The sequence below is a fragment of the Nocardia stercoris genome (assembly GCF_003696265.1).
GTDB classification, from domain to species: Bacteria; Actinomycetota; Actinomycetes; order Mycobacteriales; family Mycobacteriaceae; genus Nocardia; species Nocardia stercoris.
Map to the genome: position 1 here is coordinate 53,102 of NZ_RFFH01000013.1, position 13,677 is coordinate 66,778.

Below are 13,677 nucleotides of genomic sequence, written 5' to 3' on the forward strand. Positions count from 1 at the left end.
TTCGTGGACTGCGTTGGCCGCCTTGTGGATCCGGCGGAAATGACCGTCCGGCGCAATCGTTACGAAACGCCGTCGAACGAACTGACTTTCCGGTACGCATCCCGGCGAGTGTCGAATCGCGGTACGGTGACCGCTCGGTGAATTCCGGTTGGGCCGGGGGTGCCCGGCGGGACCGGAATCAGCTGTCGGCCGACGTATCCGACGGTGTCCCGACCGGTCCGGCCGTACGCGACCCGGGCTGGGCGGTGCTGCCGGCGCAGGGGCCGAGACGAGTGAACATGCCTGGTCGAGCCCAGTGCGGCGCGGTCGGGCGCGGTGGTCCACAGGGGGTGTACTGCGGGATTCCGGCCAATTTCCGATACGAATGTATGCAACATCTGGGCCATTAGCCCGGATTCGGTTCCATGACAATCTCATAACTCGCGTCGAGGGCTGGTCCTAACGGGGGGTCCGAGAGCGGTAAGTAGCTTCGGAGGCGTTACGAGCATGGCACGGCAGCAAGAACGGGCCCGCCGGACACGAGCGGCGATCATCAGATCCGCGGCCGTCGAATTCGGAAAGAGCGGATATGCGGCGGCATCACTGAATCGGATACTCGAAGGTTCGCGGGCGACCAAGGGCGCGATGTACTTCCACTTCGACTCCAAGGAGGATCTGGCCCGCGCCGTCCTGGAGGCGGCGGTCGAGCGCTATCGCGCCACCACCGAGCGATGGCTCGCCCGAACGGATCTCGGTCCACTCGACGTGCTGCACGGGATGATCGACGAGATCGCGTTGCGGCTCGAGCACGACATCATCATCCAGGCCGAGTTCCGGCTCATCATCGAGCCCGAGTTCTTCTCCGACGTCCATTCCGGCGGCGGCCGGATCCTCGCCCGCGCCACCCGCATGCTCGCGACCCGCGCCGTCGAACACAAGCAGCTGCGCCTCGACGCCGACGCCGACCGCTTCACCCGCACCCTCACCGCCGCGCTGGCCGGCCAGCGCTACAGCGTCGACCTGCCGATCGGTGGCCTCGATCTGCGCACCCGGTTCACCGAGGCGCTGGAGGTGATCGCCGAGTCGATGGCGACCCCCGAATGGCTCGACGAGTTCCGGCGCACCGGATGGCGCGCCGAGGCCCGCCTGGAGGACCTCGACTCCTGACCCGCCACAGACCCCCATTCGTGCCGCTGACCAGGCGATTTGGGATTAACGACTCCGGTGTCATAAGCTATCGGAGCTCCCAACGGAAGCCGTTGAGAAACGGTCCGGAGAGATCCGGCCGAGCCCCCTTCGTCTAGCGGCCTAGGACGCCGCCCTTTCAAGGCGGTAGCGCGGGTTCGAATCCCGTAGGGGGTACGGTGGTGACACCGGGAGTGATAAAAGAATATGGCCTTGTGGCGCAGTTGGTTAGCGCGCCGCCCTGTCACGGCGGAGGTCGCGGGTTCGAGTCCCGTCAAGGTCGCAATATTTGCCATGGGTATTCAGTTCGGGTGCCCGCCCGGCCAGGTAGCTCAGTTGGTACGAGCGTCCGCCTGAAAAGCGGAAGGTCGCCGGTTCAATCCCGGCTCTGGCCACCCTCCAAAGACCAGCCATTGTGGCTGGTCTTTGTGCGTTTCTGGAGTCGTTCGGTGCTGACCGTGGCATACCGCTCCGGACCGCGATTCACCCCGTTTTCCGCTCGTAATCGCACGCTAATCGCACGGCCGATCCGGCCTCCGAAGCTGGAGACCTGACCGCGAATGTGATTTTGGACACTCGCCAGATGTCCTTCCACATCTGAGCGGAGCGACGACTCTGGCGGGGCGGTATCAGGGATGCATGCCGCCGGCTGAGAGTCCGCCGGGTGGGCAGCTCCAGTCGCCTCCTCCGTCGCCGACACCTGCTGCCCAGGCTTCGTATTGCGGGTGCGGAGGGCAGACGATGCGGGCACCGGTGTCGGCGGCTTTCGCATCGGTCAGCGCTGTTGGCGTTGCGTCTGGGTGCCTGAACCGACCAGCGGCCGTGAAGGGGCGTGTCCCAGTGGCTACTTCGGTAGCCAGTGGGTAGGGACGGAGGCTATGGAATTGCCTATTGAACTGAGTTGTGGGGACTTGGGTGGGGACTGAACGTTTTGGACCGGCAGGAGAGTGACCGGCAATGGGGGAGGATTCGGCGGGTTGCTGGTTGGCGTTGCCGAGTGGCGGGGCCCTGGCGTCGGCGAAATCCCTTTGATCTGTGTAGATCCTAGGGATTTTCGGGTTGTGAAAGGTCGGGATTTCGGATAGCGTTCCGATCTTGTCGCCCTGGTAGGGGTATTCGCCCACGACTGTCGACCCTGGCTAGAGTCAGCTGCCGGCACGAGCCTGTGTCACACATCATCACCGAAAGACGTACTTGTGTACAAGATCAATCGACGTACCGCGGCGCTGGCAGGGTTGACCGCGGTTGCCTTACAGGGCGTCGCTGCCGCGACTGCCTCCGCGACCGAAACCGCGATCTACCCGGGATGCGTAGCCTTCCAGACGGGCCAGCCCTGCTACACCTACGTCGTGACAACTGGTGCGGACGCATTGAGTCCGGTGACTGTGACAGTCAATGGCGTCACTAAGGGAACGGCGACGCCACAGGCGATGTCGGGCGGCCCCGCTGCCGTTGTCGAGTGGTCTGCGCCCGGGCCTGGCGTGTACCAGATCACCGCGACGCAGGGCACCTCCACCTTGTCGCAGACCCTCTATCTGTGCCCGTTGCCGATCATCAATGGCCCCGAAGGTATGTCCTCGGGCTGCATGCAGGATGCGGGGAGCGCGCAGAGCCCTAGCATTCTGGGCCTTGTGGGTTCCCTGCTGTTCCCGCTGTCTGAGTATTCCTAGGCCAGGGAAGGGTTCCTGGCCAACCGAACTGGTCGCTTCTCGGCAGCCTGGCCGAGCGAATGGGTCCCTTCGCTGCGCGGCTGGTGAGGGAGCTCTCAGGGGGTGAACTGGATGCGATGCTCGCCAGATTCGACGAGTTCGTGGCAGGCCTGGCGACTTTCGTGACGCCGACCGGCGAGTGATGTTGGTAGTCGAAGAATCCTGTCAGCAGGGCGCGCTGACTCCGGCGCTGGCTCGAGTGCGTCAGTGCGCAGTTCCGCATCGGTGCGCACATTCTTGTGGCTTCCTGGGAAAGTTGTGAAAACGGACAGTTTCCGACTCGCTGCTGGTCTACTGGCTGCGGAAAGCCGCACTGGCAGAGGCGGTTCGGTATGCGGAGGTGGACAGTGACCAAGAAAACGATGCTCGCTCGGTGGGGTGCCGGTGCTGCTGGGATCGCCACGCTGGGTATGGCGGGGGTTGTGGCGGCGACGCCTGCTTCGGCCGCGCTCGGGATCGTCGCGTCGACCGCATACTGCGCCGGGAGCACATATACCGTGACCGTGCCGGCGGCTGATGCCGCGGCCATGGCTACCGCGGCCGGCGCCAGCTCCTTCGAACTGTTGACTCAGTCCACTCCGAGCGGTAGCACGGCCCAGTCGACGCCGGTGACCTACACCGCGGGCCAGGATGTCAGCTTCCAGTGGACTGCCCCGGCCGCGGGGACGGTGAACCTGTACGTGATGCCTGTGTCCGCCAACGGTGCCGGCGGGGAAGGGCCGTTGGCGGTCACGGTCGTACAGCCGGATGCCTCCGGCACCGGCTGCGTACCGGGCGCGGCGGCCACCACGACCGTGACGCCCACGAGCACCGCGGCGGTCCCGACCACGTCGGCGCCGACCCCGGCGAGCTCCGGCTCCGGAATTCTGGGCAGCAGCACCGGAAGTGGGCTGATCAACAGCCTGGTCTACGCGTTCGGTGCTGTGCTGAACGTCGGCTCCAGTGCGTCCAGCACGGGTTCCGGCCGGTAGTCCGGCCGAGACCCCGGGCTGCCGGCGGCCGGGGGCGTGCGGTGGAGTGGTGATATGACTCCCGTTCTGCACGAACGTTTCCCGCAGCTGCGCGACACGCTGCCCTGGCTGCGGCTCGGCACCGCGCCGTCCCCGGTGCGTGAGCTCACCGACCTGCCGGTGCGAGTTCCGGTGTGGCTCAAGGACGACGGTGTGTTCGGCGACGGCGGCTGGGGTGGCAACAAGGTCCGCAAGCTGGAATGGCTACTGGCGGAGGCGATCCGGCGGCGCAAGCGAACTCTCGTCACCGTGGGCGGGCTGGGCACCAACTGGGGACTGGCGACCGCGCGGTACGGGCGGGAGCACGGGCTGCGGACCGCGATCGCGCTGGTGGACCAGCCGGTCGACGACCATGTGCGGGCTCAGTTGCAGCGGCTGCGCGAGTCGGGTGCCACGCTGCACTTCACCCACACCAAGGCGCGCACGGTGCTCGCGGTGCCGTATCTGCTTGCGCGGCACCGGCGTCCGTATGTGATCCCGCCGGGCGGTTCGACCCCGATCGGGGTGCTGGGCTATGTCGAGGCCGCGTTCGAACTGGCCGCGCAAGTGGCGGCGGGCGAGCTGCCCGAGCCGGCGCACATCGTGACCGCGGTCGGCTCCGGCGGCACCGCGGCCGGACTGCTGCTGGGCCTGGAACTCGCGGGCCTGCACCGCACCGAGGTGGTCGCCGTGGTCGTCAACGACACCTTGCGGCTCGATCGAGGGTCACTGACCCGCTCGGCGCGGCGCACCGCCGACCTGCTGTCCGCCCGCGGCGCCGAACTCCCCGCGCTGCGGCTCGCGCCGGACCGGCTGCGAGTCGTCACCGACCAGCTCGGGCCCGGTTACGGTCACGCGACCGCTGCGGGCCGCGACGCCCATGAATTGGTGCCGCATCTGCCGCTGGAGCCGGTGTATACGGCGAAGGCGTTCGCGGCTCTCCTCGACCTCGCCGGTGGCGCGGCGGCGGGTCCGGTCGTCTTCCTGCAGACCAACGGCCCCCGGCAGACCTGAGGTCGGTATCCGGCCTGATCCGGGGCTGTCGAAGTGCGTTGTCGCCGAACGGACCCGAGGTTGTCGGGCGCGGACCGGTGGCCTCGACCGGTGCGCTGCGGGCCACCCGGACGCGACCCACACCCGGCAGTGTGATCAGCATCACTCCTGTCGGCTGGGTCGGCGCGAGCAACCCCCCGTCCGATTCCGCCCGCGATGCGATATTTGTACCCGCAAGTTCAACCGAGACCGTCCCGCTGCGCGGCAGCGGAATCACGGTCTCCCCCTGGAGGAGTGGCATGGAGCGGTACCGGATTCGTCTCGAGGCGTACTTCGATTACGACATCACCGACGAGAAGGCGGTGCGAGACGAAGCGATCGCCATGATGAACACCGTCGAGGAGCTCAAGTCGCAGCTCGCGCAGATCTCGGTCGACGACATGAGCTTCCCGGACGTGCTGAAGATCGGCCAGGTGCTCAAGGTCGCCTCCGCGCTCGACGGCGCCGGCAACATCGACGGCGCCACCCGGCTCGGCCAGGAAGTGACCCTGCACGTCGAGAAGTTCGTCCCCGCCGAAGAGGGCGCCCCCGCCGAAGCCGCCGCCGGCTGACCGACAGGTGACCCGCCGCCCCGATGTGAATATGCTCACCTCGGGGCCGGTGGACGGCCGAGCGCGGCCACCAGCCGCGCGGACACCAGCGAGGAGGCGCGGGACGTGAGTGACGACGACCAGTGGTACTACTGCATCAAGCACCACAAGGCCGAGCGGGGCAAGGAATGCTGGTACGGCGACCGGATGGGTCCCTACCCGGACCAGGCGACCGCCGAACGCGCCCTCGCGATCGCCGCTGAGCGCAATGCCGCGGCCGATGCCGCCGACGAGGACTGACCCGGTTCCCGTACGGTCGAAGTCGCGGGGTTGCCCCGCGCCCATGCCGTAGCACACCCATCGGATACGGTTCTGATTCAGCTGTGCGATAGCAGTTCGGTTCAACGTGCGCTTCGATCGGGAGGGCGTCTAGTGAAGGTGACCGTGGTGGTCCCCACCTACAACGAGCGGGAGAACCTGCCCGTGGCTGTGGAGCGGCTGACCGCGCTCCCGGTACCCGACCTGCACGTGCTGGTCGTCGACGACAACTCGCCCGACGGCACCGGCGACGTGGCCGACAAGCTGGCCGCCGACCTGCCGAACGCGGTGGGCGTGCTGCACCGGACCGAGAAGGACGGCCTCGGCCGCGCCTACATCGCCGGCATCACCCGCGCGCTCGACGAGGGCGCCGACGTCGTCATTCAGATGGACGCCGACCTCTCGCACCCCGCCGAGGTCATCCCGGCGATGCTGGAGAAGCTCACCACCAGCGACGCCGGTGTCGTCCTCGGCTCCCGCTACGTGGCCGGCGGCTCCACCGCGGCCGAATGGAAGTGGTACCGCAAGGCCCTCTCGGCCTGGGCGAACTTCTACGTCAACATGATCCTGCGCCTCGGCGTGAAGGACTCCACCGCCGGTTTCAAGGCGTGGAAGGCCGAAACCCTGCGCGCCATCGACGTCGCCTCGATCAAGAGCAACGGCTACTCGTTCCAGGTCGAGATGAACTACCGCGCCAAGCAGAAGGGGATCGCGATCGCCGAGGTCCCGATCCGCTTCGAGGAGCGCACCGTCGGCGCCTCCAAGATGAGCCTGAAGGTCCAGCTCGAGTCGGCCGCCATGCCGTGGAAGTTGTTGTTCGGCAAGGCTGTCTGACCTGCTAGTCGGAATCAGCGTCGGGCGCAGGCCAGTTCAGTAGGGTCTGGACGAACAGTTCGCGGACCCTGTCCACCTCGGCGTCCAATTGCCGGGGGTCCCAACCGCTTACGTCGACGGGTGGAAGTACCGCGACGTCGACGACGCCTTTGCGGACGATCGCCGAGTCACGCCAGGCGATTTCGCCGGCGTTGCGGATCACCAACGGCACCACCGGAACTCCCGCCTGCATGGCGATATGGAAGGCGCCCTTCTTGAATGCGCCTACCTCGGGGGTGCGGGAGCGGGTGCCCTCGGGCGCCACGACTACCGAAATGCCCTGGTGCAGGGTATCTACCACCGGGGCCAGGGCCGCGCGTGCGGCCGCGCTGTCCGAGCGATCGATGAACGTCACCCCCACGAAACGCAGCATCGGCCCGAAGATCGGGTTCGCCGTCAGCTCCTGCTTCGCGACCGCGGTCACACCGTGATCGAGGACCGAGGCCAGAATCACCATGTCGAATTGGCTCTGATGGTTGAACACGAACACCGCCGGGCGCGCGTCGCGGGCATACCGGGCGCCGGTCACGCGGATCCGGATGCCGGTGGTCCGCAGCGTAGCCGCGGCAGCCTGTCGAATCATCGCGTCCGCCATCCGGCGCCGGTCACGTGTGGCGGACCGGGACACCACCCCGACGGTGGCGCCGGACAGCAGCGCCGCGAAACCGGCAGCAGTGCGAATCAGATCACGGAGCCGGGCATCCGGGCGGGGCCGGAACGTCAGCACCGGCCACTGCCGTTCCCCGGCAACCGACGCGAGTTGGGGATCGGGGTTCACCACCCGGGGGTGTCCGGCCGATTCGAGCAACGGCAGGTCGGTGGACGAGGCGGCGTAGATGTACGACTGCGCCGGATCCAACTGCCACTCCTGGGCGAACCGGCGTACCGCCTCGGCCTTCTCGGTGCGCCACAACGGGGTTCCGTCGACGTGTCCCGTGAGCACGCCGTCCACGACCGCCAGCTCGGTGTGCAGCACGGTCGGGAAGCCCAGTTCGGCACCGACCGGCTCGACCTGGAAGCGGGTCAGTCCCGTGATCAGGATCAGCGTGTGCCCGGCCACGCGGTGGGCCCGGACCAGCCGCCAGGCTTCCGGATACAGGTGCCCGTAGAGGCTGCTCTGATAGGCGCGTGTCCCGGCCTCGGCCAGTTCGTCCTCGCTGTGTCCGGCCCAGTCCGACCGGAACGACTGCAACAGCCCTTCGTATTCGGCGTCGGTCCGTGCGCTGCGCACGCCGTCGCGCATGCTCCGCGCCAGCCCCGCCGCACCGGCGGAGCGGCGCCTGTGCCACAGCACCTTCGGGCTGAGTCCGTGGGCGACCAGCTCGGCGCGACCGGCGACCGGCGCCGGTAGGACGCGCCGGTCCGGCCGCCGGTCTCGCGCGGCCGCGAGATCGGCTACGGCGCCGACCTCGAAGATCGCGGCGACCTGTGGCCCCTGTGGTCCGGCGGCGACAGCGGCCACGGCCGCATCGAGATCCATCACAGGTCCGGTTGATTGGACGGATCCAGGCCGGCGGCCCGGGTGATCCGGGCGTTGACGATCCGTAGCTCGGCGGCGAACTCGGCTCTCCGCCTGCCCAATTGCGGATCATCGGAGGTGGTCAGGCCCTGGTTGTCGGCGAGTTTCAATGCGCTGGTGAACAATTCCGTCGACACCGCCTCCGGGCTGTGCAGCCGATGCTGGAGCAGCAACTGGCGCCCCACCGCGAGACACTCCTCGATGAATCCTTTTCGATCGGTGAGCTTTTCGTCGCCACGCGCGGTCAGGCGCTCGGCGACCACCAGTTGAGCGTCGAAGAACGAGTGCAGGACCCGGTGCGCCATGACGAATCCGGATTCGGTGAGGCGGTCGAGGATGTCGGCGTAGATCATTCCCTCGGCGACCCGCTCGTGCCAATCAGGGTCCACCAGCAACATTTCGGCCGTCATCTGCTCGGCGAACTCCTTGCGTTCGGGGAAGAAGAACTCGAATTTCAGCAGGTCACGCAGCCGGTACGCGGCCGCCCACCCGGCCTTCTCCTGCTCACCGGCCGGGGCAGCGACCGCCGCCAGCACCGCCAGCTCGAGGATGGCGCGGTTGACGAACCAGTGCACCGCGCTGTTGCGATAGAACGCGGCTTCCAGGTGGGCACCGGCTTCGATCGAGTACACCGGCTCGAGTCCACCCCGGTACACGGTGACGACCCGGGCCAGCGACAGCTGCTCCAACACCACCACCAGGCCTTGGTCGTCGAGGGCTTCCAGCCGCCCGGTCGGCAGGTTGCGCGCGGCGATGTATTCGCGGACCGGCTGCAGCACCCGCCGTACCTCGGACAGAGTGAGCGCGCGTTCGCCGACGCCCAGCAAGGTCAGGGTGACCAGTGCGTTCAGGGTGATCGGGGTGACGGTGTTGATTCCCACCGCGATGTCGAAAGCCATCCGTTGCACGGCGAGATGACCCGGCTCGTCGTCGATGCCGACCGATTCCGGCAGCAGCGGATCTCCGTGCGCGGCCAGCCGTTCCCGGGCAGACATCGGTTCGCCGAACCGGATATAGACCTGGCCTGCCGAATGTTGTTGATTGCGGATGTATCTGGCCAGCCAGGCCAGACCCTCCGGCTGCTTGCTGCCGCCGGTCTGCTCCTCGACGAGGGCTTCGAGTTCGTTGAGCCGCTCGTAGGTGATCGACACCGGCACCAGCATCGCATCTTCGACCCGACCCGAACGGACCGCTGCCGCAAGGTAGTTCAACAGACCGTAGCGAGGCGGCCGCAGTTTCCCGGTGCGGGTCCGGCCGCCTTCGAAGTACCACTCCAGATTGAACCGCTTGGCCAGCAGGAAGGCCAGGTACTCCTCGACGACCGCCTTGTACACCTCGTCGTCGCCGAAGGTGCGGCGGATGAAGATGGTGCCGGTACGTTTGGCGATCGCGCCCATCGGCCAGAAGCTGAGGTTCGCACCGCCGATGACGTGGTTGGGCGGAAAGTCGTTGCGGGCCAGTGCGTCACCGAGCACGAACGGGTCGACATAAGACCGGTGGGACGGCAGAAACACCAGCGGAAAAGAACGGTTGAGCCGGCGTAGATCCGCGAGACCCGAGGTGTCGCAGTCCACCGTCCATGCCGAGGCGTGCACCGGCCGCATCGCCTGGGTGAACAGGTCGGACACCAGCCGGCTCTGCGCGGCCACCAGCTCGTACAGCGCTTTCTCCGCGCGTAGATGGACGGCTGTGCGCGACAGCCCGAGGCGTTCGGCGATCCCGTCGAGGCGGGCCCGGAACGCCGCCGAGTCGAGAATCTTCTCGGCGACCAAGCGCGGCACCTTGTACCGGTCGCCGATCACGGCGCGCTCGGCACGCTCCAGCGCGACGATGCCGGAAAGGACCACGGCCCGAGCCAACGGGTCGGCGTCGGCTCCCGGATTATCGGCACGCAGCTGCGACAGCCGTGCGGGCGCACCGGCCAGCACCAGATATCGATCGGGTGACTTGGCCACCAGACGCCGTTGCATCAGTCGGCGTGGCTTGCGCGGATTCCCGAGGGTGATCAGGTCGGTGAAGGTGGTCCGGCGCACACCGTCCCGTTCGGGCGGCAGCCACAACACCCGGATCGGGATCACCAGCGGATCGTCGCGGCGGCCGACCAGCCGGGCCGCGACCGCCGCGGTATCCAGATCGAGCTGGGTGACCGGAGCGTCGATCCCGAATTCGGCGGCGATACCGCCTTCGGCGATCCAGGTGCCGATCAACTCGCGTTCCACCCGCGACGCCGCATCGACCAGCGCCACCACCGAATCCGGGGCGGTGGGCACGGGAGTGGTCGCGATATCGATGTGATCCAGCATGGCAGTCCTCCTTGCTGAGCGCCCTCTCATTGAAGCCCCGCCGCCGTGTGTCGCGCAGCATGTTGCGGCAACCTCGGCGCGGCGGCACGCGGCGCCGCGGGATCGGCGGCGCGCACGACCTACACTCGCCCGGTGACTCGCTGGGATACCCACGATCTACCCGACCTGAGCGCCCGGACCTTCATCGTCACCGGCGCCAACAGCGGCCTGGGGGCCGCGACCACCAGGGCACTGTCCGCGGCCGGAGCGCAGGTGATCATGGCCTGCCGGGACGTGGCGAAAGCGCAGGCCCTCGCCGGCGAACTGGGCGTGAAAGTCCGGCTACAGCGGCTGGATCTGGCCGACCTGGCCTCGATCCACGAATTCGCCGCAACCGTCGACGGTGCCGACGTCCTGATCAACAACGCCGGCGTGATGGCGGTGCCGCTGCAGCGCACCCGCGACGGCTTCGAGATGCAGATCGGCACCAACCACCTGGGCCATTTCGCGTTGACCGGACTGCTCTACAACGCCGGCAAGATCGGCAGCCGGGTCGTGACGGTCGCCAGCATGGCCCACTTCGGCGGCCGGATCGACCTCGACGACCTGAACTGGGAACGCCGGCCCTACAGCCGCACCCAGGCCTATGGACAGGCCAAGCTGGCCAACGTGCTGTTCGCCCGGGAGCTGCAGCGCCGGCTGTCGGCCGTGGGATCCCCGGTGATCTCGGTGGCGGCGCATCCCGGGTACGCCGCCACATCGCTGCACCTGCACACCGGTTCGCGGCTGTTGCAGCCGGTGCTGTCGCTGGGCGCGAGCTTGCTCGCGCAGTCGGCCGAGATGGGTGCGCTGCCGTCGCTGTACGCGGCCGCCGCGCCTGACGTCCAGCCCGGTGGGTACTACGGACCCGACGGGTTCCGCGGATTCCGCGGCTACCCGGCCCCCGCGCCGGTCGCGCCCGCCGCCACCGACGAGGTGCTGGCCCGGCGGTTGTGGGAGCTGTCCGAGGAACTCACGAAGGTGGACTTCCCGGGGTCCTGACCTGCGTTGATCCACCTCAGAGACGCCGCTGTTGTGAGCTGGGACACACCCGTGTCACACTCTCGGCGGCTGCGTCGTCGACTTGATGAAGCGGAACCACACGGTGCCGCCATCGGAGAGGACCGGAACCATGGAACAGCAGATCAACATGTACGCCACCGCGACCGGCGCCAAGCTCGTCAAGCGCGTCAACGCGGTCGGTGCCGCCCTGGCCGAGACGAAGATGCCGGTGTCCAGCGAGCTGGTCCTGTTGCGCGCCAGCCAGATCAACGGCTGCGGCTTCTGCACCGACATGCACTACAAGGACGCGATCGCCGCCGGCGAGGACCCCGTGCGCCTGAACCTGGTGGCGGCGTGGCGCGAGGCGACGGTGTTCACCGAGGCCGAGCGGGCGGCGCTGGCGTTCACCGAGGAACTCACCCGGATCGCCGACCACCACCGCGGTGTGTCGGACGAGACCTGGGCCGAGGTGCGCAAGCACTTCGACGACGAGCAGGCCACGGCGCTCACCGGCGTCGTCGCTCTGATCAACGTCTACAACCGGCTCAACGTCGCCAACCGGACCCCGGCGGGCAGCTACCAGCCCGGCCAGTTCTGAGCCGGATCGTCGCCGGGCCGCGCCGGGTGTGCGGCCCGTCGGCGGCGTCCGTGGCGCCCCGCCCGGTGCCCGGTGCGATGGGCGGCGTGCACGCAACCCGTACCGACGTCTGCCGCCTAGTCCGATCAGCGCACGGTGGGGCCGTCGTCGAGTGCGGCGCGGTTGCGCCCGCGCGTGGGGACGGCCGCGATCTTGCGGGCTCGACATAACGAATCGCCCGGTCGTGCCCCGATCTCGTCTGTCGGGGCCGTGATCGGATCACCGAGATCCGGGATGGCCGTCCGGCGCTGAACAACTGCTGGACGTCGACGAATACTGATCACCGTGGGCCAGGCGTCCACTGCGCGGATCCGGCGGGGGATCGGAGCCGGGCACGGCTGGACTACGCTGCGGGGGTGTCCGAATCTGCCATTGTTGCCCGTCTGCGCCCGTTCGGGGCGACCATCTTCGCCGAGATGAGCGAGCTGGCCGTCCGGCACGGCGCGGTGAATCTGGGGCAGGGCTTCCCGGACACCGACGGGCCCGCGGCCATGCTGGAGGTGGCGCGGCAGGCCATCGCCGACGGCCTCAACCAGTACCCGCCGGGGCGCGGCATGCCGGTGCTGCGGCAGGCGATCGCGGCGGATCGGTTGCGGCGCTACGGAATCGACTACGACCCGGATACCGAGGTGCTGGTCACCGTGGGCGCCACCGAAGCCATTTCGGCCGCCATCCTGGGCCTGGTCGAGCCCGGGCAGGACGTGGTGCTGATCGAGCCCTACTACGACTCCTACGCGGCGTCCGTGGCCCTGGCCGGCGCTACCCGGCGCACCGCCCGGCTGGTCGCCGACGGTGACGGATTCGCTCTCGACCTGGACAGTCTGCGCGCCGCGATCACCGCGAACACCCGTGTGCTGCTGCTGAATACGCCGCACAATCCGACCGGTGCGGTCCTGGGTCGCGCCGATCTGACCGCGATCGCGGAACTCGCGATCGAACACGACCTGATCGTGGTGTCCGACGAGGTCTACGAGCACCTGACCTGGGACGGCCACGAGCACATCAGCATCTCCACCCTGCCCGGCATGGCCGAACGCACGGTCGTGATCTCCAGTGCCGCAAAGATGTTCAGCGTCACCGGCTGGAAGACCGGCTGGGCCTGCGGGCCCGCCCGGCTGATCGACGGCGTCATCGCCGCCAAACAGTTCATGTCCTACGTCGCGGGCGGCCCGTTCCAGCCCGCGGTCGCGTATGCCCTGGACAACGAGCAGGATTGGGTACTCGGCCTCCGAGACGCCCTGTCCGCCAAGCGACTCCGCCTGTCCAAGGCCCTGGCCGACGCCGGCTTCGACGTGAAGCGCAGCGATGGAACCTATTTCGTCTGCGCCGACATCAGCCCGCTCACCGACTCCGACGGGCTCACCTTCTGCCGCGAACTCCCCGCCCGCCTGGGCGTCGTCGCCATCCCGGTCAGCGTCTTCACCGACGACAAGAAACCCTGGGACAACCTGATCCGCTTCGCCTTCTGCAAGCAGGACGCGACGCTGGACGAGGCAGTACGCCGACTGAGCGCCTGACCAGGAGTTTCGCGGACATTTGCCTGTCCTCTCTGCCTCGAGACA

Annotated in this window: 12 protein-coding genes and 3 tRNA genes; 13 read left to right on the forward strand and 2 right to left on the reverse strand. The window is 68.0% G+C overall.

The window, feature by feature from the left end; genetic code table 11:
• The first annotated feature begins 486 nt into the window (after positions 1-486).
• From EBN03_RS24800 to EBN03_RS24840, 10 genes are all read left to right on the forward strand, one after another.
• A complete protein-coding gene (locus EBN03_RS24800) occupies positions 487-1,146 on the forward strand; it encodes a TetR/AcrR family transcriptional regulator (protein ID WP_122190537.1) in 660 nt (219 codons plus the stop codon).
• 122 nt (positions 1,147-1,268) lie between these two features.
• A tRNA-Glu gene (locus EBN03_RS24805) sits at positions 1,269-1,341 on the forward strand.
• A gap of 32 nt (positions 1,342-1,373) precedes the next feature.
• Positions 1,374-1,447 (forward strand) — tRNA-Asp (locus EBN03_RS24810).
• 38 nt (positions 1,448-1,485) lie between these two features.
• Positions 1,486-1,559 (forward strand) — tRNA-Phe (locus EBN03_RS24815).
• Positions 1,560-2,360: 801 nt separating this feature from the next.
• Positions 2,361-2,834, forward strand: coding sequence for a hypothetical protein (locus EBN03_RS24820; protein ID WP_122190538.1), 474 nt, complete (start codon positions 2,361-2,363; stop codon positions 2,832-2,834).
• A gap of 386 nt (positions 2,835-3,220) precedes the next feature.
• On the forward strand, positions 3,221-3,844 hold the full coding sequence (locus EBN03_RS24825; RefSeq protein WP_122190539.1) for a hypothetical protein: 624 nt from the start codon (positions 3,221-3,223) through the stop codon (positions 3,842-3,844).
• A gap of 54 nt (positions 3,845-3,898) precedes the next feature.
• The gene (locus EBN03_RS24830; RefSeq protein ID WP_122190540.1) at positions 3,899-4,876 is read left to right on the forward strand and encodes a 1-aminocyclopropane-1-carboxylate deaminase/D-cysteine desulfhydrase; all 978 of its coding nucleotides are present in this window, start codon (positions 3,899-3,901) and stop codon (positions 4,874-4,876) included.
• Between the two features lie 131 nt (positions 4,877-5,007).
• Positions 5,008-5,466 (forward strand): hypothetical protein, encoded by a 459-nt coding sequence (locus tag EBN03_RS24835; protein ID WP_147471689.1) that lies wholly within the window; start codon positions 5,008-5,010, stop codon positions 5,464-5,466.
• A 105-nt stretch (positions 5,467-5,571) separates the two neighbouring features.
• Positions 5,572-5,745 (forward strand): hypothetical protein, encoded by a 174-nt coding sequence (locus EBN03_RS34650; protein ID WP_199742954.1) that lies wholly within the window; start codon positions 5,572-5,574, stop codon positions 5,743-5,745.
• 132 nt (positions 5,746-5,877) lie between these two features.
• A complete protein-coding gene (locus tag EBN03_RS24840; protein WP_122190542.1) occupies positions 5,878-6,597 on the forward strand; it encodes a polyprenol monophosphomannose synthase in 720 nt (239 codons plus the stop codon).
• Between the two features lie 4 nt (positions 6,598-6,601).
• On the opposite strand, the gene EBN03_RS24845 is transcribed toward EBN03_RS24840, so the two are convergent.
• Both EBN03_RS24845 and EBN03_RS24850 read right to left on the reverse strand, forming a co-directional pair.
• Positions 6,602-8,116, reverse strand: a complete 1,515-nt coding sequence (locus tag EBN03_RS24845; RefSeq protein ID WP_122190543.1) for a 1-acylglycerol-3-phosphate O-acyltransferase — start codon at positions 8,114-8,116, stop codon at positions 6,602-6,604.
• Positions 8,116-10,458 (reverse strand): glycerol-3-phosphate 1-O-acyltransferase, encoded by a 2,343-nt coding sequence (locus EBN03_RS24850; RefSeq protein ID WP_122190544.1) that lies wholly within the window; start codon positions 10,456-10,458, stop codon positions 8,116-8,118. Before EBN03_RS24850 ends, EBN03_RS24845 begins: the two co-directional genes overlap by 1 nt.
• A 132-nt stretch (positions 10,459-10,590) precedes the next feature.
• On the opposite strand from EBN03_RS24850, the gene EBN03_RS24855 reads away from it, so the two are divergent.
• The 3 genes from EBN03_RS24855 to EBN03_RS24865 all read left to right on the forward strand — a co-directional run bounded on the left by EBN03_RS24855 (position 10,591) and on the right by EBN03_RS24865 (position 13,632).
• Positions 10,591-11,478: an oxidoreductase gene (locus tag EBN03_RS24855; protein WP_122190545.1), complete on the forward strand. Its 888-nt coding sequence runs from the start codon at positions 10,591-10,593 to the stop codon at positions 11,476-11,478.
• Between the two features lie 130 nt (positions 11,479-11,608).
• Positions 11,609-12,076 carry a carboxymuconolactone decarboxylase family protein gene (locus EBN03_RS24860; RefSeq protein WP_122190546.1) on the forward strand — a complete coding sequence of 156 codons (468 nt, stop codon included), beginning with the start codon at positions 11,609-11,611 and terminating at the stop codon, positions 12,074-12,076.
• A gap of 395 nt (positions 12,077-12,471) precedes the next feature.
• The gene (locus tag EBN03_RS24865) at positions 12,472-13,632 is read left to right on the forward strand and encodes a pyridoxal phosphate-dependent aminotransferase (RefSeq protein ID WP_122190547.1); all 1,161 of its coding nucleotides are present in this window, start codon (positions 12,472-12,474) and stop codon (positions 13,630-13,632) included.
• The last annotated feature ends 45 nt before the right edge of the window (positions 13,633-13,677 follow it).